The sequence below is a fragment of the Rhizobium sp. KNZ14-9A genome (genome assembly GCF_056755015.1).
On record NZ_JBPGXB010000004.1, the window covers coordinates 1,803,254 to 1,826,613 of the forward strand.

At 54.1% G+C, this 23,360-nt stretch carries 24 protein-coding genes, 1 tRNA gene and 1 pseudogene; 18 read left to right on the top strand and 8 right to left on the bottom strand.

Features of this window, described 5'->3' with window-relative positions; all coding sequences use genetic code 11:
* Positions 1–36: 36 nt before the first annotated feature.
* The 3 genes from ACR9ZQ_RS38615 to ACR9ZQ_RS38625 all read right to left on the bottom strand — a co-directional run bounded on the left by ACR9ZQ_RS38615 (position 37) and on the right by ACR9ZQ_RS38625 (position 2,206).
* A complete protein-coding gene (locus ACR9ZQ_RS38615) occupies positions 37–615 on the bottom strand; it encodes a hypothetical protein (RefSeq protein ID WP_481430509.1) in 579 nt (192 codons plus the stop codon).
* 315 nt (positions 616–930) lie between these two features.
* Entirely contained in the window at positions 931–1,824 is an 894-nt protein-coding gene (locus ACR9ZQ_RS38620) for a DUF3313 domain-containing protein (protein WP_481430510.1), read from the bottom strand.
* A gap of 22 nt (positions 1,825–1,846) precedes the next feature.
* Complete coding sequence (locus tag ACR9ZQ_RS38625; RefSeq protein ID WP_481430511.1) at positions 1,847–2,206, bottom strand: sensor histidine kinase; 360 nt, start codon at positions 2,204–2,206, stop codon at positions 1,847–1,849.
* Positions 2,207–3,037: 831 nt separating this feature from the next.
* Between ACR9ZQ_RS38625 and ACR9ZQ_RS38630 the strand changes: the two genes are divergently transcribed.
* The 6 genes from ACR9ZQ_RS38630 to ACR9ZQ_RS38655 all read left to right on the top strand — a co-directional run bounded on the left by ACR9ZQ_RS38630 (position 3,038) and on the right by ACR9ZQ_RS38655 (position 6,942).
* Positions 3,038–3,316: a hypothetical protein gene (locus ACR9ZQ_RS38630; RefSeq protein ID WP_481430512.1), complete on the top strand. Its 279-nt coding sequence runs from the start codon at positions 3,038–3,040 to the stop codon at positions 3,314–3,316.
* 650 nt (positions 3,317–3,966) lie between these two features.
* Positions 3,967–4,212, top strand: coding sequence for a hypothetical protein (locus tag ACR9ZQ_RS38635; protein ID WP_481430513.1), 246 nt, complete (start codon positions 3,967–3,969; stop codon positions 4,210–4,212).
* Between the two features lie 171 nt (positions 4,213–4,383).
* On the top strand, positions 4,384–4,695 hold the full coding sequence (locus ACR9ZQ_RS38640; protein ID WP_481430514.1) for a hypothetical protein: 312 nt from the start codon (positions 4,384–4,386) through the stop codon (positions 4,693–4,695).
* Entirely contained in the window at positions 4,692–4,814 is a 123-nt protein-coding gene (locus ACR9ZQ_RS38645; RefSeq protein ID WP_481430515.1) for a hypothetical protein, read from the top strand. The genes ACR9ZQ_RS38640 and ACR9ZQ_RS38645 overlap by 4 nt, the downstream gene beginning before the upstream one ends.
* A gap of 280 nt (positions 4,815–5,094) precedes the next feature.
* A complete protein-coding gene (locus ACR9ZQ_RS38650; RefSeq protein ID WP_481430516.1) occupies positions 5,095–5,466 on the top strand; it encodes a hypothetical protein in 372 nt (123 codons plus the stop codon).
* A 450-nt stretch (positions 5,467–5,916) separates the two neighbouring features.
* A complete protein-coding gene (locus ACR9ZQ_RS38655; RefSeq protein WP_481430517.1) occupies positions 5,917–6,942 on the top strand; it encodes an NAD-dependent epimerase/dehydratase family protein in 1,026 nt (341 codons plus the stop codon).
* Positions 6,943–6,953: 11 nt separating this feature from the next.
* Here the strand turns inward: ACR9ZQ_RS38655 and ACR9ZQ_RS38660 are convergent, their stop codons facing one another.
* A complete protein-coding gene (locus tag ACR9ZQ_RS38660; protein ID WP_481430518.1) occupies positions 6,954–7,571 on the bottom strand; it encodes a class I SAM-dependent methyltransferase in 618 nt (205 codons plus the stop codon).
* A 159-nt stretch (positions 7,572–7,730) separates the two neighbouring features.
* Here ACR9ZQ_RS38660 and ACR9ZQ_RS38665 point away from each other — a divergent pair.
* The 3 genes from ACR9ZQ_RS38665 to ACR9ZQ_RS38675 all read left to right on the top strand — a co-directional run bounded on the left by ACR9ZQ_RS38665 (position 7,731) and on the right by ACR9ZQ_RS38675 (position 11,267).
* A tRNA-Val gene (locus ACR9ZQ_RS38665) sits at positions 7,731–7,806 on the top strand.
* Between the two features lie 544 nt (positions 7,807–8,350).
* Entirely contained in the window at positions 8,351–9,292 is a 942-nt protein-coding gene (locus ACR9ZQ_RS38670) for a glycosyltransferase family 2 protein (RefSeq protein ID WP_481430519.1), read from the top strand.
* Positions 9,293–9,422: 130 nt separating this feature from the next.
* A complete protein-coding gene (locus ACR9ZQ_RS38675; protein WP_481430520.1) occupies positions 9,423–11,267 on the top strand; it encodes a hypothetical protein in 1,845 nt (614 codons plus the stop codon).
* 112 nt (positions 11,268–11,379) lie between these two features.
* On the opposite strand, the gene ACR9ZQ_RS38680 is transcribed toward ACR9ZQ_RS38675, so the two are convergent.
* The 4 genes and pseudogenes from ACR9ZQ_RS38680 to ACR9ZQ_RS38695 all read right to left on the bottom strand — a co-directional run bounded on the left by ACR9ZQ_RS38680 (position 11,380) and on the right by ACR9ZQ_RS38695 (position 13,741).
* Positions 11,380–11,658, bottom strand: a complete 279-nt coding sequence (locus ACR9ZQ_RS38680) for a hypothetical protein (RefSeq protein WP_481430521.1) — start codon at positions 11,656–11,658, stop codon at positions 11,380–11,382.
* Between the two features lie 175 nt (positions 11,659–11,833).
* Positions 11,834–11,995: pseudogene (locus tag ACR9ZQ_RS38685) on the bottom strand (IS630 family transposase); the annotation flags it as partial.
* Between the two features lie 11 nt (positions 11,996–12,006).
* Complete coding sequence (locus tag ACR9ZQ_RS38690) at positions 12,007–12,834, bottom strand: glycosyltransferase (RefSeq protein WP_481430522.1); 828 nt, start codon at positions 12,832–12,834, stop codon at positions 12,007–12,009.
* Between the two features lie 7 nt (positions 12,835–12,841).
* Positions 12,842–13,741 carry a glycosyltransferase family 2 protein gene (locus tag ACR9ZQ_RS38695; RefSeq protein WP_481430523.1) on the bottom strand — a complete coding sequence of 300 codons (900 nt, stop codon included), beginning with the start codon at positions 13,739–13,741 and terminating at the stop codon, positions 12,842–12,844.
* A gap of 140 nt (positions 13,742–13,881) precedes the next feature.
* On the opposite strand from ACR9ZQ_RS38695, the gene rfbA reads away from it, so the two are divergent.
* The 9 genes from rfbA (at position 13,882) to ACR9ZQ_RS38740 (ending at position 23,214) form a co-directional block, all read left to right on the top strand.
* A complete protein-coding gene (gene rfbA / locus ACR9ZQ_RS38700; protein ID WP_481430524.1) occupies positions 13,882–14,760 on the top strand; it encodes a glucose-1-phosphate thymidylyltransferase RfbA in 879 nt (292 codons plus the stop codon).
* Positions 14,760–15,311, top strand: coding sequence for a dTDP-4-dehydrorhamnose 3,5-epimerase (gene rfbC, locus ACR9ZQ_RS38705; RefSeq protein WP_481430525.1), 552 nt, complete (start codon positions 14,760–14,762; stop codon positions 15,309–15,311). The genes rfbA and rfbC overlap by 1 nt, the downstream gene beginning before the upstream one ends.
* A gap of 13 nt (positions 15,312–15,324) precedes the next feature.
* A complete protein-coding gene (gene rfbB, locus ACR9ZQ_RS38710) occupies positions 15,325–16,407 on the top strand; it encodes a dTDP-glucose 4,6-dehydratase (protein ID WP_481430526.1) in 1,083 nt (360 codons plus the stop codon).
* Positions 16,404–17,294 (top strand): dTDP-4-dehydrorhamnose reductase, encoded by an 891-nt coding sequence (rfbD, locus tag ACR9ZQ_RS38715; RefSeq protein ID WP_481430527.1) that lies wholly within the window; start codon positions 16,404–16,406, stop codon positions 17,292–17,294. The genes rfbB and rfbD overlap by 4 nt, the downstream gene beginning before the upstream one ends.
* A 99-nt stretch (positions 17,295–17,393) precedes the next feature.
* On the top strand, positions 17,394–18,680 hold the full coding sequence (locus ACR9ZQ_RS38720) for a rhamnosyltransferase WsaF family glycosyltransferase (RefSeq protein WP_481430528.1): 1,287 nt from the start codon (positions 17,394–17,396) through the stop codon (positions 18,678–18,680).
* 2 nt (positions 18,681–18,682) lie between these two features.
* The gene (locus tag ACR9ZQ_RS38725; protein WP_481430529.1) at positions 18,683–19,903 is read left to right on the top strand and encodes a glycosyltransferase; all 1,221 of its coding nucleotides are present in this window, start codon (positions 18,683–18,685) and stop codon (positions 19,901–19,903) included.
* 177 nt (positions 19,904–20,080) lie between these two features.
* Positions 20,081–20,848: a glucose-1-phosphate cytidylyltransferase gene (rfbF, locus tag ACR9ZQ_RS38730; protein ID WP_481430530.1), complete on the top strand. Its 768-nt coding sequence runs from the start codon at positions 20,081–20,083 to the stop codon at positions 20,846–20,848.
* 8 nt (positions 20,849–20,856) lie between these two features.
* Positions 20,857–21,924, top strand: a complete 1,068-nt coding sequence (gene rfbG, locus ACR9ZQ_RS38735; RefSeq protein ID WP_481430531.1) for a CDP-glucose 4,6-dehydratase — start codon at positions 20,857–20,859, stop codon at positions 21,922–21,924.
* Between the two features lie 60 nt (positions 21,925–21,984).
* Entirely contained in the window at positions 21,985–23,214 is a 1,230-nt protein-coding gene (locus ACR9ZQ_RS38740) for a methyltransferase domain-containing protein (protein ID WP_481430532.1), read from the top strand.
* The last annotated feature ends 146 nt before the right edge of the window (positions 23,215–23,360 follow it).

Genomic DNA, 23,360 nt, shown 5'->3' on the forward strand with positions numbered 1-23,360 from the left:
AGACCGATCACCTCGTTTCACATATCCCCTTCGATTTCAGCTCGCGCAGAGCTTCTTCAGCGCCTTCTCCACACCCTTGCGAAGGGCGGCCGAAATCTCGGGTTCGAACGTCGTGACAACGTCACCAAACTCTCCCTCTGCCTCGATGATATCGATCGAACTTGCGTTCGTTATGCAGGTGGCGAGATTTGCCTGCAGGTGAATTCGGGCCTTTGCTGAAAAGCCGCCCTTGAGAGGGGCATCGTCCGACGTTTTGCATGCGAGCGTGCCGAGTGCGCTTGCCTCGGCCAAATCCCCGTTCACTCTGATCTCGATCGTGTCGATTTTGACGAAGTCGAGCTCGTCGATGCCCAGTTCGACCTTGACGCCCAAAACCTGCTGCCTGACCTTCAAAGGCTTGCAGGGCTGAGCGGCCTCGATCGCTCGTTCGAGAACATTGGCGGCGGACGCCGGCGAGCTCAAAGACGATGCGGCAACAATGATCACACCGAGCGCCATGCACCTCAAATGGTGCCGACCGTCCCGGCATGTCATGACCTGGCGCTTCAGGTCACCGGGCGAGCCGGCCAGGCCAGATCCTGTCTTCGAACGAATTTTAGAATGGTCGACACGCATACTCTTTCCTCAAGTCGAAGTGTGTCTGCGACATCAGAATACAATGTCTCCATACAAAGGAAAGAATGTTGCATCGGGTCGTCCCCTGCGACGCATTCCCGGCTGGGTCGAGCACTTGTCATCAGAGGCGAGTCGCCGTTCAGCGAGATCGTCAGGACCTGACGCTCCCTGCAGGCGAAGTGCAGGCGGGCAGAGCAATGCCTGGGGTTCCGGCGCTGTCTCCGCCCGTCCTCGACCAGCGAGGCCGGTCGATCTCCTTGGCGCCTCTTCCAAACCTTCGCGGAGGGCTGGATGGCGCCTGGGCTGGCACCTCAGTCAATGCGTCATTACAGGCTTTGACTTCCTTTCCGTCCACTGCGGCGGAGCGCCGTACTTCGAAGCGAGCACGCCAAGCAGTCCGGGTGCGCGGCCGAACGCATCGCAGGCAGCATATTTCGGCTTTCCGCCGAGCCAGGAGCGGGCGCGCTGCCTCGACGGAAGCGAAAGGTTCAGTCCCTTCGGTTCCTTTCCGGCGATCAGCACCCGTGAGAAGTCGCCGGCGAATTTCGCTGCGAGACCATAGGCGTCCCCGACCTCGGAAACGCGGGGATTGTCCTGAATGGAGTTTGCGCCACGCGCCCATAGCATTGCGGCATTTTGCATTCCCGTGGCGTCGACGGCTTCGGCTTCGATCGCCAGGCCGCCAAGGCCGAAGGGGAGGCGCGGTACGCTCACAGGCAGGGCAAAGCCCGAACCGACGCTGACGACGGTCGCGACCCCGGCAACTGCCTTGTTGGTCGGAACGATGTCGGCGACAACCGAGCGAACGGTCAGATCTGCCGGCTGACCGGCCGGGACCATCTGGTATTTGTCACTCAGTGCCGCGCACAGGGCCCGGTCGAGAGCATTGGAAACCAGGGACCGGTCGGCCTCGGACTTGATTTTGGACGCAGCACTGAAAGAGAAGACCGTCGGGACGATGGCGACCGTCTTTACCCGTGCCAGCTGCTGCCCGTCGACATAGAGCCGTTTCTTGGCGAGCGTCCCCTTCGACGGACCAAGGTTCTTGTAGGAGGCAAGCGTTCCTGCTTCCTTGAGCGGCACGGCAGAGCAGCCGGAAACGGCTGCCGTTATCAGTAAGGCAATAAATCCCAGGAACGATGCCCTGGATGGCTGGTTGAAAAGGGGCTGGTTGAAAAATCGACGGTGTGAATGCAAATTGATGGGCATGTTGCTCGTTGGCCTCCGGTCATCACGATGACCGGACATTCGAAGCGAACAATTGCGACACAATTACATGGACCTCCACGTACCGCATCTTAGATGCTGGATCGAAAATTTTTATTCCCGACGGACCACTTTCGAAGCCGACTTTTCCGCCATCGTTTTTGGCGACCTGCTTGACACGGTTAAGCCCCAGACCCGCGCCCCGGCTCTTCGGAACCGCGCGGTAAAATGGTTCGAAAACAAGGTCCTCATATTCCGGGGCGATGCCCTGGCCTTCGTCGGCGACGATCACTTTGCCGCCCGACAGGACCACGACCTCGATCATTCCTTTGCCGTTGCCGTGGTCGATCGCGTTGCGGATGAAGTTCCTGATCGCTCTGTCCAAGGACGGGCGTTGCCCTTGCGTTGAAGGCTCTCCACGTCGCTGTCGAAGGCAATCAGATACGCCGTGCCGAGCGCCAAAGCCGCAAGATCTGCGACCGCCGACCGTGCGAGGTCGACGAGATCAAACCCTTCGTCCATGTCGACAGCCTGATCGTACGGCGCGCCTGCTCCGGCATGCGGATAATGAAAAGGCCGCCCAAAGATCGGCCCGGATTGACGATAAACAGTGATGCGCGTAATCGACCCTCCGCCATGCTCAGCCCTGACGAGGTGCCAACGGGGAAGGCCCGGTCTGCACGAGGGACCGCGCCTCTGCCTTTTGCGAAATCTCCGACATTTTAAGGATATCTTCGGCCACCGACCGCTGCAGTCTTCCGTTGCGCCGAGGATGGGGCTGGTTACCCACGGCGAAGGCACTGGCGATCTCCCTTGGAACGGGTCGCCGGTGCCGCTACGGGTACGTGCCGGGTAGTGCTATGCGGCTTTGCGGGCTGTATCTCGCTTATCCACCAAGCCGGCAATGATCAGACATGCGCCGATAACCGTCATGCACATGAATGATAAAGTTACCAGAGACCATGTTTCGGCGCTGCTTCTCGGCCACAGCCCTAGGGCAATAAAAATCACCGTCACGCCTAACGCGATGGCGATGTTCTCTGATACGAATCGATGGCTCGGTTCTTTCCTCATCTCGCTGCGTTACTATTCCAAGCACATCGGCGCAATGTCGTTTTCACCGGAACCCGGATTGTAATTAGCGTTGAGTTCATGCCCGTTGCGGGGTCGTGTTGCACCGGGTAAAACTGCACCGCGCGTTTGGGAGGTATGATCAATGGCATGGACGCATATATTCGAAACTGAGATCGACGGACGAAGGGTCGAGGGCTTCAGGTACGAAGAGGGCGATCTGAAGGTAGTAACTGTTCAAAAGACGGACTATTTCGGCGACGTAATCAAGGACGATTCATCCATAACAATAGCGGCCCCAATTCTCGCCGGCGAAAAAATCGAAATTCATGCTCCAAACTCTAACGAGCTCCATCAAGAGTTGATCATCGACGGAGAGTTCTCAGAAGCGGACGCCGTAAAGATAATTGCACTGTTCGACTGAATTTGTCGGCCGGCTGGAAATGAGGAGGTTATTCGTGCCGCGGAAGAGGATTAGCGTCCCCTCAGATCCGAGGGTTAGAACTCCCGCCAGGACCGTGTTGTTCTCCTCACAAACAGGAGGCAACCATGAGAACGGCATCGTTTCAAGGGTGATGGATAGGGACGATTTTATCGACTTGATAACCACCGAAGCACAGGTCGGTCACTGACCCGAATGAACGATGGAAGTATGGGACCTTGGTCCGATTACAGACCGCGCTCCTTCCGCTAATCTCTGTCCTGCTGGCGCCTTCAGAGTCGGCACGAAAAGGGTGTCTTTCCCTGAACGGGAGGCACCTTTTTCAATTGGTTGTCAAGAAATCCGACAGGGCGCCGCCGATCGTAGGGATGGCGGGAACTGACCTACGCCCCCACACTCAGCCCTGACGAGGTAGAAAAAGGTGAGGCCGGTCAACACGAGGGATCTGGCCTCCTGCAAATGGCGAAATCTGGGACAATCTACGAATATCGTTTCGCCGGTTGCCGGCGCGGTATTGCTGGGAACACACGTATAACGTTTCGGAAACACTGACTTTTTATTTTAGTTGTAGCTTAGATCATTTTTTGGTGAAATGGTCCCGGGGACACGCGGCAAGCGTGGAGAGTTCAATCATGAACGATGGGAACTCCCTGATAGACGCTGTGATCGATGGCTTTGTGGCCGTCGTGCTCTTCTGCGGTTTGGCAACCCTGATTGCGCTGGCTGCAGCAGCTGTGTCTGCAATCGCTCACGTTGCAGGGCTCTCCCACGAACTGAGTGTGACAGGCTCGCTTTTAGCGACATCGGGCATTCTTTTACTGTCGACTATTTTTGCAGTTCTCGTTTCGATCGCTCTTCAACATTTCAGCTTCGACTGAGTGCCGGAATCTCCAGCTGGCAGTTTCCTGTCATGGAGACGTGGGGTGCGCTCGGCGGTCTCATGACCCGTCCGTGCGCTCCATGCGACCCCATCTGTTCCTTTCGCATTGCCGCAGCATTGCACGCAGAAAAGCAAATCCAGTCATGTTTCTGCAATTGTCGAAGCGCAAATGGAAAGCCATGCAACTTGGAAACGGCAGAGCATGACCTCATCCGACTTCATTTTTTGGTACAGAGCTATGGCTTCAAAACAGACAGCAAGACCAGCTGCGGCCCTGCTGGCTGTCGGATCCATTCAACTTGCCGTCATGGTCCTTGAGGCGGCATGCGGCAAGCCCGGCACCGGGCAATGGCTGATCATCCTCATCTTCAGAAGGGATGGAAGGATCTTCGATGTCTGGACAGGCAAGGTGCGGATGGCCGAGATGAAATTGGGGCCTGTGCGATTTGAATCCGAAAGACGGGCCGGCGTGCAGCCATGACGCGCAAGACCATGCTTCACCTGCTCGCAAACCTGTTCTTCGCGACGATCCTGTACGGTGCGCTTCTCGGCGGTCCGATCGTGATGCTCATTTTGGTTTCGGAAAGACTTGCGCTGTGACGATGCCGAAACGACAGTTAGGATATTTCGGTGCCCGGCGCTTGTACCAACTTGCGCTGCCGCAGACATGCCGAATGATCCCACCGGGTGACAGCTATGCGTAGACATAAGGCCTGGCGCGCTTAACAAATCAAAATAAATCTCGTGATGACTTTGCCGAACGCGTTGGCGATTATCGCGACAACATCACCACCGGCGGAGGAGCATGGCCACTTTCCGCCCGCTCAGTTTTATCCCTCGATCACCCCTAGACGGTCATACTCACGCAAAGGAATACGCAATGCGCACAGTTCGCTTGCTAAGCGACCGCTCTTCTTGCCGATTTTTCATGCCATTGATCGCCCTCGCGATTTTCGCCGGCGTACCGGCGCGAGCCGAAGAACATCTTTCCAGCGTCATCGCCGACGGCAAGCCGTGGGAGATGGTCGTCGTCAAACGAAAAGCCTCAAACATCCTTGTGTTTCGTCCGGATGGCGGTGGAACGATCAGCGATAGCCTGGTGAGCATAAATCCGACGTGGAGGGCCGCTCCGGACGGGATTTGCATAAGGCCGCGGCCGGGGGATGCCGAAAAATGCCTTCAACTGACCCGGACGAAAACCGGCATCGAAGCGTCGCAGAACGGCAAGACCGTTTGGGTGCTCAAGCGATGAAGCACACTCACGCAATTAGGTTTTCGGTGTTGGCGGCGGGAGGGAGCATATAGCCATTGACGCCCGTTCCCTGAATCCGACCTCGTCCTGTTAATGGGAAGGGCCGCTCGGACTCTGCGCCATCGCGGCGGCGATCGCACAGGCATCCGCCACGTCAATCTATAAGGAACGCCTTCTCAGAAGTTCCTCAGGCGAAGCTGGCAAGATATTGCCATAGAAATAGAGATATATGTGTTCGAGCCGATTGCCTACGCGACGATCTCGAGAGATTGCTACTGACATCAGCTCCTGTAATCGAAGCCGCACCCTTTGTGCGCTCGCCTTGGACCGCTTAAAAGCCCCGAAAATCCAGGTGATTGTTGATCTCTGGAGCATCTATCCGATAAGTGAAGCGATCAAATACGGATTCGGTGACTTGCCATCGGCAGGAGACCCGAGAAAAAGGTAGAAATGCGCTACTTCATTACGGGAACGGCAGGCTTCATTGGCTTTCATCTGGCCCGCCGCCTGTTGCAGGATGGGCATGAGGTAACAGGCTTCGACGGACTGACGCGCTATTACAATGTCAGGCTGAAGGAGATGCGTCATGCCGCACTGATGCAATACCCTGCCTTCCGCCCTGTCGTTGCCATGCTCGAAGACAAGGCAGCGCTGGAAGCCGCCGTTTTGGCAGCAAAACCGGATGTTCTCATTCATCTCGCGGCACAAGCCGGAGTGCGCTATAGCATCGAAAATCCGCAGGCCTATCTGCGTTCAAACATCGAGGGTTCCTGGAACATTCTGGAGCTGGCAAGCCGTATTGAGCTTCGCCATCTCATGCTTGCCTCGACCTCCTCGATCTACGGCGCCAATACGACCGTCCCCTTCCGCGAGACCGACCGCGCCGACGAGCCACTGAGCTTCTATGCCGCCAGCAAGAAGTCGATGGAGTTGATGGCGCACAGCTATTCGCATCTCTACAAGATTCCGACCACGGCCTTCCGCTTCTTCACCGTCTACGGCCCGTGGGGCCGGCCCGACATGGCGCTCTTCAAGTTCGTCAAGAACATGATCGAGGACAAGCCGATCGAGATATACGGCAAGGGCAATATGAGCCGCGATTTCACCTATATTGACGATCTGGTCGAAGCGGTGGTCAGGTTGTCAGACGTCATTCCGTCAGAAACCAACCGCGTCACTGAAATAGGAATTGAAACCCTTTCGCATCAGGCACCCTTCCGCATCGTCAATATCGGCGGCGGGCAACCGGTCAGGCTCATGGACTTCATCGAGAAGGTGGAGAATGCAATGGGGCACGAAGCAAAGCACGTCATGCTCCCCATGCAGAAGGGCGACGTGCCCCGCACCTTTGCAAGCCCCGACCTTCTCCTAGCCCTGACAGGCTACCAGCCGAACACCCCTTTAGAAAAAGGCGCCAAGGCTTTCGTCGAGTGGTATCTGGAAGCCAAGGAGGAACTCGGCACGATCGATATGTAAGCTGCTGAGGGCTATCGCGATGCGCTGATACGCTTGAGGCAGTAGGAAAAGTGAGCATCCGGCTCGAGCGTCAGAAATTCGAAGCGCCAGCCGTACTCCACGCAGAACTTGTTGACCGCCTCGACGACCCCGTAAACGACGGGTTTGACCGTGTTACCCGTGCAGAAATCATGACCGGCGATTCTGCCATTCGGCTTCACTTTGCGGTCCGCCAGCAGGAGCTCCTGCCATGTGAGCGCGAAGGAATGATCGGTGTCGATATAGACCCAATCGAACGTGCCGTCCTCGAACTGGGACAGCATATCGAGCGACGTACCCTGGCGAATGACAACGCTGCCCTCGGCGATCTCCCGTCCGAATTTGTTATTAATGATTTTGAGGCCTTCTGAGTATCGGTCCATATTCCAGGGATCGATGAGATAGAGCCGCTGCGGCTGGTTGCGTGCAACGATCTCCTCGCTAAAGGCGCCCTGTGCGACCCCCAACTCAGCCACGATCCCACCTTTCGGCAGCTTGTCAAGAAGCTTGCCGCGGTCGGGAAGCAACCTCGCTTCTTCCGTGTGGGCATAATCCAGAAAGGTCCGGGGGGTGCTCTGCCGAAGGGCCAGCCGCTGCTCTCGCGTCGTCATTTTCGCTCCGAATTTATTCAACCGCACCTCTACAGAGAATGCCCGCTATGGGGAAGAGCGGCGCCCACAAGCAAATTGCACGGAAACTCAAAAAGAGGCTTGCGGTTCTTTCTCAATATCGTTAGAGACGCTGCACCGAACGATGACACAGAGCATCGAGGGCGATTAGCTCAGTTGGTAGAGCGCCTCGTTTACACCGAGGATGTCGGGAGTTCGAGTCTCTCATCGCCCACCATTCCGATTTTCTCTCCTTGATTATGCATCGCTTTTTTCCTCGATTGTCTCATCTGAACTTTGAGGCTGCGAAAGTGAGACACTTTCCGTCTCCATGGACCGTCCTCGGCGGTCGAATGCGTTCGCCGTCATCCGCCTTTTGTTTGGTTTTTCGACGTAGATTTGCGCCTTGAGATCAAGCCGAAGATCGCCAGCAGTTCGGAAGCCGAGGCGCTGCTCTACGAAGGCCGTGCGACGAGCATTGCGGCAAGCCGGCCTCGTTGCACCATTCCCCCACGTTGTTGCTCAAGCCCTCAATCACGAACGGCTTAATCCGCAAGACATCAACGAGTTTAGCCTACGCCCAAGAAACCGGCAGCGGCGGTCAAAAAATTCGGGATCGTATTGCCGCAGACCGTGCAGTCAACTATGAAGCCACCGATCTCCTGCTCTGGATCTCAATTGACTAGAGTCTGGACACGGTCATATACCGACGCTCCAATTCCGGCCGATACGGGCGCAGGCGAAGTATTCATCCATTTTCCAGCATACAGTTGGCGACCGATATGCAAGATAGAACCATTGCCGTCTTAGTTCCCTGTCATAATGAGTCGCTAACAATTACGGCCGTGGTTAAGGGCTTTCAGTCCGCCTTACCTGACGCAACCATCTATGTTTTTGACAACAACTCATCCGACGAAACTGTTCTGCGCGCGCAAGCCGCGGGCGCAATCGTCAATAACGTCGGCGAACAAGGCAAGGGAAATGTCATTCGCCGTATGTTTGCGGATATCGAGGCAGACATTTACGTTCTTGTTGATGGCGATGACACTTACGACGCATCTGTTGCACCTGTGTTGGTGAACGAGCTTACGTCAAAGGGCCTTGATATGGTGGTTGGGTGCAGACGGTCCGATCATAACGCGGCCTATCGGCCGGGCCATCGCTTCGGAAACAAACTCTTAACATCCTGTGTCGCGACCCTTTTTGGGCGTCAGTTGACTGACATGCTGTCTGGCTACCGCGTATTTTCACGGCGCTTCGTGAAATCGTTTCCTGCGCACGCTGCCGGATTTGAAACAGAGACGGAACTCACAATTCATGCGCTAGAATTGCGGATGCCTGTTGCCGAAATAGATACCGTGTATCGAGCGCGACCGCTTGGCTCGACCAGTAAGTTAAATACTTATCGGGATGGTTTGCGAATATTATTGACCATAGCTCGGCTATATAAAGCGGAGAAACCGCTGCCTTTTTTCGCGTTTGGCTTCATGGTTTGCATTTTCATCGCGATCGTTTTAGCCGTGCCCCTGCTGGTGACGTATCTTGAAACCGGGCTTGTACCCAGGTTGCCGACCGCCCTTCTTTGCGCGTCAATAACGTTATTCGGAATGCTGTTGCTGACATGTGGGCTCGTTTTGGACATTGTCACGCGTGGCCGCACCGAAACGAGACGATTGGCTTATTTGTCGATACCAGGCTCGTGGAGAATCCATTCGAATGACTGAGCCGCTTCCCTTTCGCTTTGGCCTTGTGGGTATCATCGGGTTTACGGCGTCCGGTTCGATGCGGCTTGGCGATTAGTTTTGCTTTGAAAAAACGGTGGGTTTTCAGGCCTACCTACGGTTGGGGAACCTTGTGATTACGCAAAGACAAGAAGAGCTGAGGCGAAGCTTTATCCTTGCCGGGTTGAATAAACGCGAAGCCACGCGATACGCGGTCATCATAGTGCCGTTTCTGTTCGGCCTATATTCTGTTCACTTGGGCGCCGATGCGAACTGGGACCTGTACAACTATCATCGATATGGTCCATTTGCGCTCCTGAACGGCAAGTTCGGAATGGATCTGGGAGCGGGCGGCTTCCAAGGGTATTTCAATCCCTTTTTGGATTTTCTGCCCTATTGGCTGAATGAGTATCTTCCTTCGCGCTTGTCAGCCTTTCTACAAGGTACCATGCACGGGCTGGTTTTTGTGCTCGTTCTTGGCATAGCGCGCAAGGTATTGACGTCGCTTGCACCGGAGGATCAGCATAGGCTACCTATTTTACTCGCGCTTGCGGGGTGCCTCACCGCAAACTTCCGTTCTGAAGTCGGCAACGGCATGGGAGACAATACTACAGCACTCTTGGTTTTGGGTGCAGTATATTTGATTGTTTCGCAATGGAGAATGCTCGACCACTTCGACACGAGAGCCGTATGCCTACTTTTTCTCTCAGGTATATTAGTAGGGCTGGCTGTTGGCCTGAAGCTCACTAACGGTACTTCTGCTCTGGCGATCTGCATTTCTCTGCTTGTGTGCAGCCCGGGCGCGACTACGAAGAGGATTTGCACCAGCTTTCTATTTGGGGTCGCCGTACTCGCCGGCTTCTCGGCATCGGGTGGGATCTGGATGTTCCTGATGTGGAAGGAGTTTGGAAATCCGCTCTTTCCGCAGTTCGGCAATCTCTTCCCTAACCCTCTGGCCCAGCCGATAAATGTTGCCGACGTGCGCTGGCTGCCGCGTGGAGTAATAGAATACGTAACGTGGCCATTTATTCTGTCAATTAATTCGCGCCGCGTTGGCGAATTGCACGTCTATCAGATAATTTGGTCTGTCGTTTATGTTTTTTTTATCGCTTGGATCTCCCAGTCGCTGTGGCGAAGACTTGCGAGACGTCCCGGAAGGCCAATGGACGACCGCTCAAAATTCATAGTCGTCTTCGTCTCATCTGCTTTCTTTATCTGGATGATTGTTTTCAGCATCTACAGATATACCGTTGCTTTCGAAGTTTTGTCGCCGCTTGTCACATTCATTCTTCTTTTCCAACTGTATCCCTATTTGCGCGCCCGTCGGATTTGCGCCTGGGTTCTCACATTTGCTACAGCAATTGTAGTAATTGGCGGTCGCACATGGGGCCATGAAGGCTGGGCGTATCCCCTATACCACACGAACCTTACTGCCCTAGAACAACCCGAAAGGGCGACGGTCCTCCTTGTACCCAAAACCAATCCTTTGGGTTGGTTGGCGACTTTGTTTCCGCCGCAAACTGCCTTTCTTGGCATCAAGAGCAGCTTTCCTGAAACGGCGATTTATGCGGATCGTGTGCGCGAGACGGCGCAAAACCGTGGAGGCCCCATCTATGTATTTACCAATGGCGAGGACAATCGGCGCGCCTTGGAGATGCAATATTATAACGACATGGCAAGTAAACTAGGTTTGACGCGGACACCAAGCGGTTGCGAGTTTTTGCGGTCCGTTGTGGATCGCATGCACTTTCGCTCAACTGTCGATCCGATCGAGAATAGCGACCAGCTTTGCCGAATTGGGAACCGTCCCTCGGACGTCATTGATGTCGATCTCTCAAATCGCAATTACATACAGTTTGCCTCGGAATCGGTGGCGACGTACGGATTCGAGATAGAGGCGAATTCATGCAAGCCGTTTACCGCAGGTATTGGAAGCGGAACGAGGGCCTTCCAGTACTGCCGCGCTAAATTGCGCTAAACCCATCGAGCGAAGTTCCGTAGAACGCACCTCAGACCTAGCATGCACCAGAGCAGATCCTGTGATCGATGAATCGATGGTGAAGAGACCCAGTGAGCCGAAGCCGACAAATTCAGTCGAATAGCGCAACTATCTTTGCGGCGTCTGCGTCGGGGAACTCTCCATCGATAATTAACTCTCGATGGAGCTCGTCAGAGTTTGGAGCATGAATTTCGACTTTGTCGCCCGCGAGAAGCGGGTTCGTGATTGCTATAGATGAATCGTCCCTGATTACCTCGCCGACATAGTCCGTCTTTTGAACGGTTACTACCTTCAGATCGCCCTCGTCGTACCTGAAGCCCTCGACCTTTCGTCCGTCGACTTCAGTTTCGAATATATGCGTCCATGCCATTGATTATACCTTTCAAATACGCGGTAACGGGCATGAACTCAACGCTAGTAACAATCCGGTTCCGATGAAGACAACATTGCACCGATGTGCTCGGAATAATAACGGAGCGGGCTGAGGAAAAAACCGAGCCATCGATTTGCGTCAGAGAACATCGCCATCGACAAGCAGATCCTGTTCATTCCGGGTCATATCCGGCAGCCCTGAAGTAGTTGGCCCATTCTGCCCGTGTGAAGCGGGGGATTAGAGCACCGACCGCGTCCCAGAGGGCATTGATCTTTCGTTCTGCCCGGCCTCGCAACATGGCCTCCAGTTTGGAGAAGGCGTTCTCGTCATCGTTGCTCGTCATGGTTAAAGAATTTTTAGACCGTAAGTTGAGTAAAACTTTGCGGCAGAACGAGCAAACTGCCAGATATGCCAGGCTCCCTTCCTGCCCGCATTTCCACCACCATGTACGATTTTGACCGAAGGAACGTATGCGATCCGGGTAATCGCAGAAGCGCGCAGCGAGATATCAAAGTCTTCGAAGTATAGCATGTATCTCGGATCGAAGCCCTTCAGCTCATGAAAAACGTCCCCCCGGAACAGCATAAAGCATCCGCTGACGATGGGAGGATCCCACACAGGCTGCTCGCCAATCTCGTCGCGCATCTCGTAGCGATTCAGCCGCTCGTCAAAGAGCTGCCGGAGAAACGCGGGTGCAAATGCTCTAAGGAACAGATCAAAGACGGCGGGATAGCGTTTGCAGAGATGTTGACGGCCTCCATCTGGCGAGAATGCGGCAGGGGTCAGCAGGCCGCAGGCCGGGTTGGACAACATGAACTGTATCCCTTGCTGCAGTGCCGCAGAATCCATGTCGACATCGGGATTAAGTACGAGATGCAGTGAACTCTTCCACTTTAGGGCCAAATTGTTGGCTCTGCCGAAGCCAATGTTTCCGTGTCCCGAAATTATTGTCAGCTGGAAATCCGGCATACTCGTTTGAATCCACCGCGTAACATCGTCAACGGGAGAATTGTCCACGATCATGACATTCGCATCAATTGCAGCAAGATTAAGGGCAGTCTTGAGGCTTCTCAACGTCGCCTCCAGGACTGACCATCGCGGTTTGTAAGTGACGATGCAGACAGAAATGGACGCAGACTGGTGATGTCGCTTTCCAGGCAATTGATCACTCACGCTAACCTTACTTTCTTCCCATCCGATTTATAATCCCGTGGAACAGACCGATAACCATCATTCGCGCATGTTGAAGTCTAGGAGCAGTCATTATACTGAAGAACGCGATCTGGCGTCCCACCCGCCACAGAAGCACGATCCTCCAACGCTTTGTTAGCCACGGCTGGCGACATAACCAAATCGCATTACGAACGTGATAGTAGTGGCGAAGTGGGCTGTGAACAGGGACATGGCGCTTGCCGAACGAGATCGATTCATCTCCGAGTGCATGCTCCATGAGGGCTCCGCAAACTCCGTAGGAACGGTATCCCTTGCTCTGGGCCCGCAGACCCCATTCAATGTCAACGTAATCAATGAACATTTCCTCAACCATGTCACCCACTGCTTCGATGACAGAAAGAGGGATGAGACATCCAGATGCGATAAGAAAATCGACGTCGATGATTGCGGTTGGGCGCGCGCATGCCTGCCGCTTTAGCCGAAACCCCTCAAGCCTGACAAATGGCGCGGCGTCCAGCTTGCGGCTGTCGGTGTAACGAGGCCCTACACAGGCGACCTTTGAGCCCTCTGCTTCCTTGACCCAAATTGCAGTGAGAAGGGTCGCAACCATGTCGGATGCGGGAACGCTGTCCTGGTCCAATAGGAGCACATAGTCTGAGCCGTTGGTGCGAGCTTTCTCGATTCCAATATTCTGGGCCCGCGCGATCCCAAAGTTGGCGCCAAGCCGTATGACCTCGGCAGGCACGGCGTCGCCAAGTCCGACGTCCACAGAAGAGCCATTGTCGACTACCAACAGCTGATCCAATTGCGGCGCGACCGCCGCGGCCAAATGCCTTAATGCGTCCATATCGGGATTGTAACTGACAATCACGCCGGTGATTTTGGGCGGACAGGAAGATCTTTGCATACAACTTCGCGGGGTTATCGTCTGGTCCGGCGTCGGTAGCATATTGATCCCGGCGGTGAAACCAACTAGGTGCTTGAAATTAGGAAAATTGCAGCGACAAACAACGGCCGCAATCTATTGTTGGTGGGGATTGGATCGAAATGAAGGGCATAATTTTAGCGGGAGGCAGTGGTACCAGACTGTATCCTTTGACCATCGCGGTTTCAAAGCAGATCCTCCCTATCTATGACAAGCCTATGATTTACTACCCGCTGAGCGTTCTTATGCTAGCCGGAATCCGTGAAATCCTAGTGATTTCGACACCGCATGATCTACCGCTCTTTCAGAAGCTTCTCGGAGACGGAACGGAGTTCGGTGTGAAATTCAGCTACGCTGAACAGGCTCAGCCCAACGGGCTTGCCGAAGCCTTCATCATCGGGAGGGATTTCATCGGTGACGATAGCGTCGCAATGATCCTGGGTGACAATATCTACTTCGGGAGTGGCCTACCGGAAATCTGCCAGAGAGCTGCCAAACTCGATAGGGGTGGAGTCGTATTCGCTTACCATGTCGACGATCCCAATCGATATGGCGTCGTCGAGTTCGACAAAACCGGCAAAGCGCTTTCGATAGAGGAAAAGCCAGATGAGCCCCGGTCCAACTGGGCAGTCACGGGCCTCTATTTCTATGATAATGACGTTGTGAACATTGCCTCGTCCATAAGCCCGTCGGCTCGCGGCGAGTTGGAGATTACCACCGTCAACAATATCTACCTGGAGCGCGGCGAGTTGACTGTGCAGCAACTGGGACGTGGTTACGCATGGCTTGACACCGGAACGCACGACAGCCTGCATGAGGCTTCGTCTTTCGTGCGCACGATCGAACACCGCCAAGGGATTAAGATCGCGTGTCCGGAGGAAATAGGGCTGGATAACGGCTGGATATCAGTCGACAAGGTTCTGGATCGCGCGTCCAGGATGGGCAAGACTGAGTATGCAAGCTATCTGAAGCGCAGAGCGCAGGAACTAGGGAACGCATAATGGAAGTCATACCGTTGGGCCTTGAGGGTGTCCTCGAAATACGCCCACAAAAATTTGGAGATGCTCGCGGTTTCTTCTCCGAGACCTACAATGCTGAGCGTTTCGCTGCGGCCGGAGTTCCCCTCACCTTCGTCCAAGACAACCATTCCTTTTCCGCCGCGAAAGGCGTGATACGCGGCTTGCACTACCAACTACCCCCGCAAGCCCAAGACAAACTTGTCCGAGTGGTCAAAGGATCGATTCTCGATGTCGCGGTCGACATCAGGAGGAGCTCGCCAACCTTCGGTAAATGGGTGTCTTTGGTCGTTTCGGCAGCCGAATGGAACCAGATTTTGATCCCGAAGGGCTTTGCCCACGGGTTTGTCACCTTGGAAGAGAACACGGAAGTCATTTATAAAGTGACTGACTATTACTCGCCAGAGCATGATCGTTCCATTCGGTTCGACGATCCAGACATCGGCATAGAATGGCCGTTTCCCTCATCCGCGGTCCAGCTTTCTGATAAAGACAGAAGCGCGCGAAATTTGGCGGAATCGGACATTTTTGGGTAAGGGAAGCGCCTTTATGAATATTCTCGTTACCGGCGGCGCCGGCTTCATTGGCTCAGCGGTCTGCCGGCATCTGGTCAGCGATTCGGCCAATCGTGTCGTCAATGTCGACAAGCTCACCTACGCCGGCAACCTGCAATCTCTCCGACAAATAGAGAACCATCCGAACTATCGTTTCGTGAAGGCCGATATTGGCGACGAGGCTGCGATAATTGATATTCTGCGCCAAGAAAACATCGACGTTGTCATGCATCTGGCTGCTGAGAGCCACGTAGACCGCTCTATCGATGGACCCGCCGTATTCATCGAAACGAATATCGTTGGGACCTATCGATTGCTCAACGCCGCACTTACCTATTGGCGAGAGCTTCCAGACGAGCGGAAAGAGACTTTCCGATTTCATCACATCTCTACCGACGAGGTATTCGGAGATCTTCCCTTCGACAGTGGCATATTTACTGAAGAGACGCCTTACAAGCCCTCTTCCCCCTATTCTGCCTCTAAGGCGGCGTCCGACCATCTGGTAAGGGCGTGGCATGAAACCTATGGGTTGCCCGTCGTCCTATCCAATTGTTCGAATAATTACGGTCCCTTCCATTTTCCTGAAAAACTCATTCCGCTCGTTATCCTGAACGCTCTCGACGAGAAACCTCTGCCGGTTTATGGCGCGGGAGCAAACGTACGCGACTGGCTATATGTCGAGGATCATGCTCGTGCGCTTGCAACGGTGGCAACGAGAGGCGTCGTCGGTGAAAGTTACAACATTGGTGGTCGCTCTGAGCGAACTAACCTGTCTGTCGTCCAGACGATCTGCGACATTCTGGATCGGAAGCGACCGAGGACCAATGGCATGCCCTATCGCGACCTGATCACCTTTGTCACCGATCGCCCGGGACATGATCGACGTTATGCCATCGATGCATCCAAGATCGATCGTGAACTAGGATGGTCTCCGGCGGAATCCTTCGAGACCGGCTTGGCAAAGACAATTCAGTGGTACTTAGACAACCCCTGGTGGTGGGCCCCCATACGTGAAGGCAAATACGCTGGTGAACGGCTGGGAGAACAGGATGGCCAAGCACGAAAGGATGTTAGGTGAAAATTCTCGTCACCGGGCGTCAGGGACAGGTTGTTCAAAGCCTAGTCGAACGAAGCGTATACCATTCTGGATCCAGCATTATCCCTGTTGGCCGACCGGATCTGGATCTTGAACATCCAGAAGGGATTGATGCGTTGGTGCGAGCGGCCCGGCCGGATCTAATCGTTTCTGCAGCGGCCTATACTGCCGTGGATCAGGCGGAGGATGAACCAGACAAGGCTCATGCCGTCAACGCACTTGGTGCAGAAGCAGTATCCGCCGCCGCGGCGGCTATCGGTGTTCCGGTCATACACATCTCGACTGACTACGTCTTTTCCGGAGAGGCAGATCGTCCTTACGTAGAATCTGACCCGACAGGTCCGCAAAGTGTGTATGGCGCGACAAAACTTGAGGGCGAACGATTGGTGGCGACGGCCAATCCCAAGCATCTGATATTTCGAACGGCTTGGGTCTACAGTCCCTTTGGCAAGAACTTCCTGAAGACAATGCTACGTTTGGCAGAAACACGAAATGAGATATCGGTTGTGGCTGACCAATGGGGCAATCCGACATCGGCATTGGATATCGCGGATGCAGTGCTCCATGCGGCTGCAAACATTTGCAATGCGAGCAATTTCGCGGATTACGGCATTTATCATTTGACGGGCACGGGTGATACGAACTGGAGTGGCTTTGCCAGCCATATAAACGAATGCGCAGCAAGACTGGGTGCGCCCAACGCAAAAATCAAAGAAATAAGTACGTCGGAATTTCCAACTAAGGCGCGCCGCCCAAAGAACTCCCGTCTATCCGCTGAGCGTTTCGAAGGAGTATTCAATTGGCGGGCACCTTCGTGGAAGGACTCATCGGCGTCAGTGGTTAATCGGCTGATAAATCGTAACGGCTGAATTTGCAGACCAGGAGAGGCATCAACGCGCAGTTTGCGTGCCGACCGCTCGATGGCCTAGGATCTTTTAGAAGAACAGAAGAGTAGGATTCCGCTTTAAATGCTCAATCGGTCGCGACGCGTTATTAGGAAAGTTCTGCGATCTGCTTATCGACGGCTTCCGCCGAGCGTCCAGACGAGAATACGTCGCCTCTCTCGCATTCAATTGCGGATAGAAACCAACTCACACCTGATCCTTCAGGAGTACGGCGCCGGTTGGGCGCCTTTGCCGGTCTTCACGGATCGAGCCTCCCTTCCTACTTTGACGATTGTTACCGATAGCGTCGATTCAGACAGTCTGTTTGGTGGCGTGGGGACCGCCCTGGTTGTCGGCGCCGTCGCCGCTTCTCGCCTAAACGCACGTCTTCGGCTTGTCACGCGAACAACCGCGCCCGACCCCGCTGCCCTCGGTCAGATCATAAAGGCACACCGGTTGGAATTTAATGGGCCTGCGGACTTCGCGCATATGCCGTTACGAACTGAAAAGCCACTTCCATTGGGGCCTGACGACCTGATTCTTACGACTTCATGGTGGAGCACTCGCGCCGTACTTGGTTCTGTTAGTCCAGATCGAGTTATCTATCTTCTGCAGGAAGACGAGCGAATGTTCTACCCGTACAACGATATGCGTCTCCGATGCGCCGAAACCTTATGCGAAGCGGGAGTAAGGGTTCTGGTAAATACACAGCTGCTGTTCGACCACTTGGCTGAGGGACCAGATTCCCTTCCCAGTCTTCGTGAACGAGGATGTAGCTTCGAGCCTGCCTTCCCCGCCTTTAAGCGACCCGACGCGATCAAGCCACATGCCGATGGAAAGAAAAATTTTTTCTTCTACGCGCGCCCAAATCATCCTCGCAATCTCTACTGGCGCGGTCTTGAGGTCATCGACAAAGCCGTTCGTGAAGGATTGCTGCCGGCAGACAAATGGAATTTTCATTTCGCCGGTCATGATATTCGTGGCATCGAGTTGCCAGGCGGAATTAAACCAAAGATCTGGTCTAAGATGCCTTGGACGCTATATGCTGATCTAGTATCCCAGATGGACCTTGGGTTGTCCTTGATGGATACACCTCACCCGTCATATCCGCCGTTTGATCTGGCCGCTTCAGGCGCCGTCGTTATCACTAACACACATGGGCCGAAGGTTTCTCTCGACCAGTGGTCCCGTAACATCATTGCCGTTCCGCCCAGCGTTCCCGACTTGGTCAATGCAATAAGCAGAGGTGTAGCACTCGCTTGCGACACGGAAACGCGGTTTGCTAACTGTGCCGACGACCGAATCGCACGCGACTGGGAGTCATCGCTGCGTCCTGCCCTTGAACGGCTGCTATCCCTACGGAGCCGATAGAATTGTTCCTCCACATCCCCGGTCCATTGGAGTACCGAGACCCATGGACATCCACATATGACGAACGACTAAGGCAGCTTGTTTCGCAGCCGAAACGAATTGCATACTTCTATGAACTCCCCGACACGAGTACTTTTCGGTATCGCGCGTTTAATCCGGGCCTGACATTGTCGGCCCATCCTGAAGGTGGGGTATCGGGCGCTTGGTTCGACCATCGCGATCTTGCGGTCGATGATCGTTTCATCGATGCCGCAGACGCATTGGTGCTATGCAGGGTACGATACAATTCTGCTGTCGCACAAATGATATCGCGCGCCCGCGCTCGGGATATTCCCGTCTTGTTCGATTGTGACGACCTCGTCTTCGACACTGAACGACTTCATCTAATTGTGGACGCACTTAATCAAGACCAGCGCTCCGAGGCGGTATGGAATTACTGGTTTTCATACATCGGCAGGATGGGCGCGACGCTCCGACAGTGTGACGGTCTAATTACGACAAATAAATACCTTGCTCAACGCGCAAACGAATTCTGCGGCAGGCTTACGACCGCTGTCGTCCCCAACTACCTAAACCCCCAGCAACAGGCTCTATCTGAGAGGTTGCATGCTATAAAGCGTGATGCGAGCTGGGAACGGGATGGTCGTATCCACGTTGGTTATTTCAGCGGATCACCAAGCCACGCACGTGACTTTGCTGTTGCCGCTCCGGCATTATTCCGCCTTTTGGATGCGGATCCGCGGGTTGTTTTGCGTATCGTCGGCTTCGCGGACCTGGATCCGAGATTGACAAAGTATGGCAAGCGCGTCGAGGTCTATCCGTTGCAAGACTTTATGAATCTTCAACGTTTGATAGCTGAGGTCGAAATCAATATTTCGCCGCTGCAAGACAATGAATTTACGAACTGTAAGTCCGAGCTGAAGTTTTTCGAGGCAGCAATTTGTGGAACGCTTACGCTAGCATCACCTACATTCGCGTTCCGCAATAGTGTTCGCAACGGCGAGACTGGTTTTTTGGTCCCGTCATACATGTGGGAAGATGCTCTTCATGAGGCGGTATCGATTGTGGAGAACCGAGAGAGCTACTGCGATATAGCAGATGCAGCTTTCAAATACGTACGTGGTGCCTATGGCTGGGATCAGCATGCCACGACCATTGCTCGATCGGTATTCGGCGGCCCCTCTGATTTTCAGAGTAAGCCCACGGTGAATGCCGCGTTGTGAAGCGGTATTGAACATCGGGAGCCCCGGCGAATAAACAAGTGCGGCGTCATCCAGCCGGAACGGGTCGTTAACACACAACGAGATGGCGTCGCCTGCCACAGATATGACTGTTTTTGTTGTATCTCCATTCTGACTTGCTTTATAGGCTAAAGCCGCAAAATCATCTAAGGAGCGCTTATGAAAGCGGTAATTTTGGCCGGCGGTTTGGGAACGCGCATTAGCGAAGAAACAAGTTCTCGCCCGAAGCCGATGGTCGAGGTTGGAAATCGGCCAATCCTTTGGCACATCATGAAAATTTACTCTCACCACGGCATCAACGATTTTATCGTCTGCTGCGGCTATAAGGGCTATGTAATCAAAGAGTATTTTGCCAATTACTTTCTTCACATGTCAGACGTCACATTTGACATGCAGAAAAACAAGATGGAAGTCTTGCAGAACTCTGCCGAGCCTTGGCGCGTCAGCTTGGTTGATACTGGCGAATCCACGATGACTGGTGGAAGGCTCAAGCGGGTGCGTGACTATCTTGGTGATGAGGACTTCTGCCTGACCTATGGCGATGGTGTGGGCAATATCGACGTCACCGCCCTCGTGGGCTTTCACAAGGAACAAGGGCGTCTGGCAACGCTCACGGCGATGCAACCCCCGGGACGTTTCGGCTCCCTCGCTTTGGATGGTCATAAAATTCAACATTTCCAGGAAAAGCCGCAAGGCGATGGTGGATGGATTAACGGTGGTTTCTTTGTTCTTTCCCCGAAGGTGATTGACTATATCGATGGGGACGCGAGCATTTGGGAACGCGAACCTTTAGAGACTTTGGCCAACGACGGACAGCTTAACGCATGGTTCCATCATGGATTCTGGCAGCCGATGGACACCTTGCGCGACAAGAACCATCTTGAAGAACTGTGGGCATCGGGACAGGCTCCCTGGAAGATCTGGTAGATAAAGGCATGTTCAACAATATCTACCGTGGACGTAGAGTCCTCATAACCGGGCATACTGGCTTCAAGGGCAGCTGGCTCGCGCTTTGGCTGCAAAAGCTTGGCGCCGACGTAACCGGAGTGGCGTTGGCTCCGGAGCCGGAGCTTAATCATTGGGCGCTCCTAAAACTCGATTACGAATCGCACTTCATCGACATTCGCGATGAGAGCGCCCTTCGCGTGGCTGTGGCGCAAGCAAATCCGGAGATCGTATTCCACCTCGCGGCCCAGCCTCTTGTTCGCAGATCCTATGTCCAGCCGGTGGAGACATTCGCCACAAATGTCATGGGGACAGCCAATCTGCTGAACGCATGCCGCTCACTCACCAATCTCTCGGCAATAGTGGTCGTTACTACAGATAAATGCTATGAAAACAAGGAATGGGTATGGGGATACCGCGAAGTCGATCCACTTGGCGGCCATGATCCCTATAGCGCATCGAAGGCAGGGACCGAGATCGTTGCTTCGAGCTTCAGGCGTTCGTTCTTCAACTCGCCGGGAGGCGCGTTACTGGCAACAGCGCGGGCCGGCAACGTAATTGGAGGGGGTGACTGGTCAGAAGACCGGCTTATACCGGATCTTGTGCGTGCCATTGGTGGACAGCAGGCACTTGAGATCAGATCACCGCGATCAACGCGGCCGTGGCAACATGTTTTGGAATGCCTATCAGGTTACCTTACTCTTGGTCAGGCGCTTATAGATCGAAATGGTTTGGCTGCAGATGCCTGGAATTTCGGGCCCGACCGAGAAGGCAACCGTTCTGTTGAAGCGTTACTGACTGCGCTTGCGCGGGACTGGCCAAACGTCAAATGGCAACTAAGCCAAGATACGCATCCCCACGAAGCGCAATTACTGCAACTAGACAGCAGCAAGTCCCGACAGTTGTTAAAATGGCAGCCGGTTTGGTCCTTCGATGAGGGGGTAGATGTGACCGCACAATGGTACCGCACATGGCTGGAAGATGGCAGGGTTACCAGTGAAAGACAGCTCGATGCTTACCACGTCACGGCAAAGCAGCGAGATCTGGTTTGGGCATAGCTGACTTGAATCCGCCGAGTTTATAGATCGAATTCCTTGAGATCACGTAGGAAGAGTCGTATGAAATGTCGTCACTGCGCAACTGAACTCCAGCACGTATTTCTGGACCTGGGGTTTGCACCACCATCCAATGCATATCTGACTGCTGCGAAACTGCGTGCGCCGGAAACAACCTATCCGCTGAAACTGTTCGTTTGCAATGAATGCTGGCTGGTGCAGACAGAGGATTATGCCGAGGCCGGAGATCTTTTCTCCCACGATTACGCCTATTTCTCATCAACGTCGAAAAGCTGGCTGGATCATTCAGCGCGGTACGTCGAGATGATTACTAAGCGTCTCGGTTTGACAACCGATAGCTTCGTTATCGAAATCGCTTCGAATGACGGCTATCTTCTGAAAAACTTTGTGGAGATGGGCGTTCCATGCCTTGGCGTCGAACCGACACAAAGCACAGCAGATGCCGCAGAAAAGCTCGGCGTTCCCGTTCTACGTGAATTCTTTGGCGTAGAGACGGCTGGCTCTCTCGCGAGCCGGGGTCAAACCGCGGATCTCATTTGCGGGAACAATGTCTACGCCCATGTTCCCGATATCAACGATTTCACACGGGGTCTGAAAACGGCCCTGAAAAAGAACGGAACGATCACGCTCGAATTTCCGCATTTGATGCGCCTCATTGAGCAAAACCAATTCGACACCGTATATCATGAGCATTTCTCGTATCTGTCGCTGGTGGCCGTTCAGCGTATATTCAAGGCTGCCAGGCTGCGCATATGGGACGTGGAAGAGCTGCCGACGCACGGCGGAAGCCTGCGTATTTATGGTTGCCACGCAGAAGATGAGCGCCCGACCAGTGGGAGTGTTGAGAAAATTCTTGATCAGGAGAGCTCTGCGGGACTCGGGGACCTTACAACTTACAAGGACTTTCAATCCAAAGCAGACAAGGTCAAAGATGACTTTGTTGCCTTCCTCATCGAACAAAAACGTGCTGGCAAAACCGTAGCAGCCTATGGAGCGGCGGCAAAAGGCAATACGCTGTTGAACTATGGAGGCGTGAAATGCGATCTCGTTGCTTTCGTCTGCGATGCGGCGCCATCCAAGCAAGATAAATTCATGCCAGGTAGCCATTTGCCGATCATGAAACCATCTGCCTTGTCGGAACTAAAGCCTGATTTCGTTGTGATTTTGCCTTGGAATATCGCCCCTGAGGTCAGGCAGCAGCAAAAGCAGATCGCAGAGTGGGGCGGTCAGTTCGTAACCGCTGTTCCGCAGCTAACTGTGATGCAGCCTTGAGGCACTAGACGCTAGAGTGTTCCGGCTAGGGAGGCGGGCTGGTTGCGCGTCCCTAATTTATCAGTGCGATCGGCACCTTGGTGCCGATCGCACAAAGAGATCGTTCTTCGCTGTATAGTATCTTCACCAGGATCAGGCACGGGACC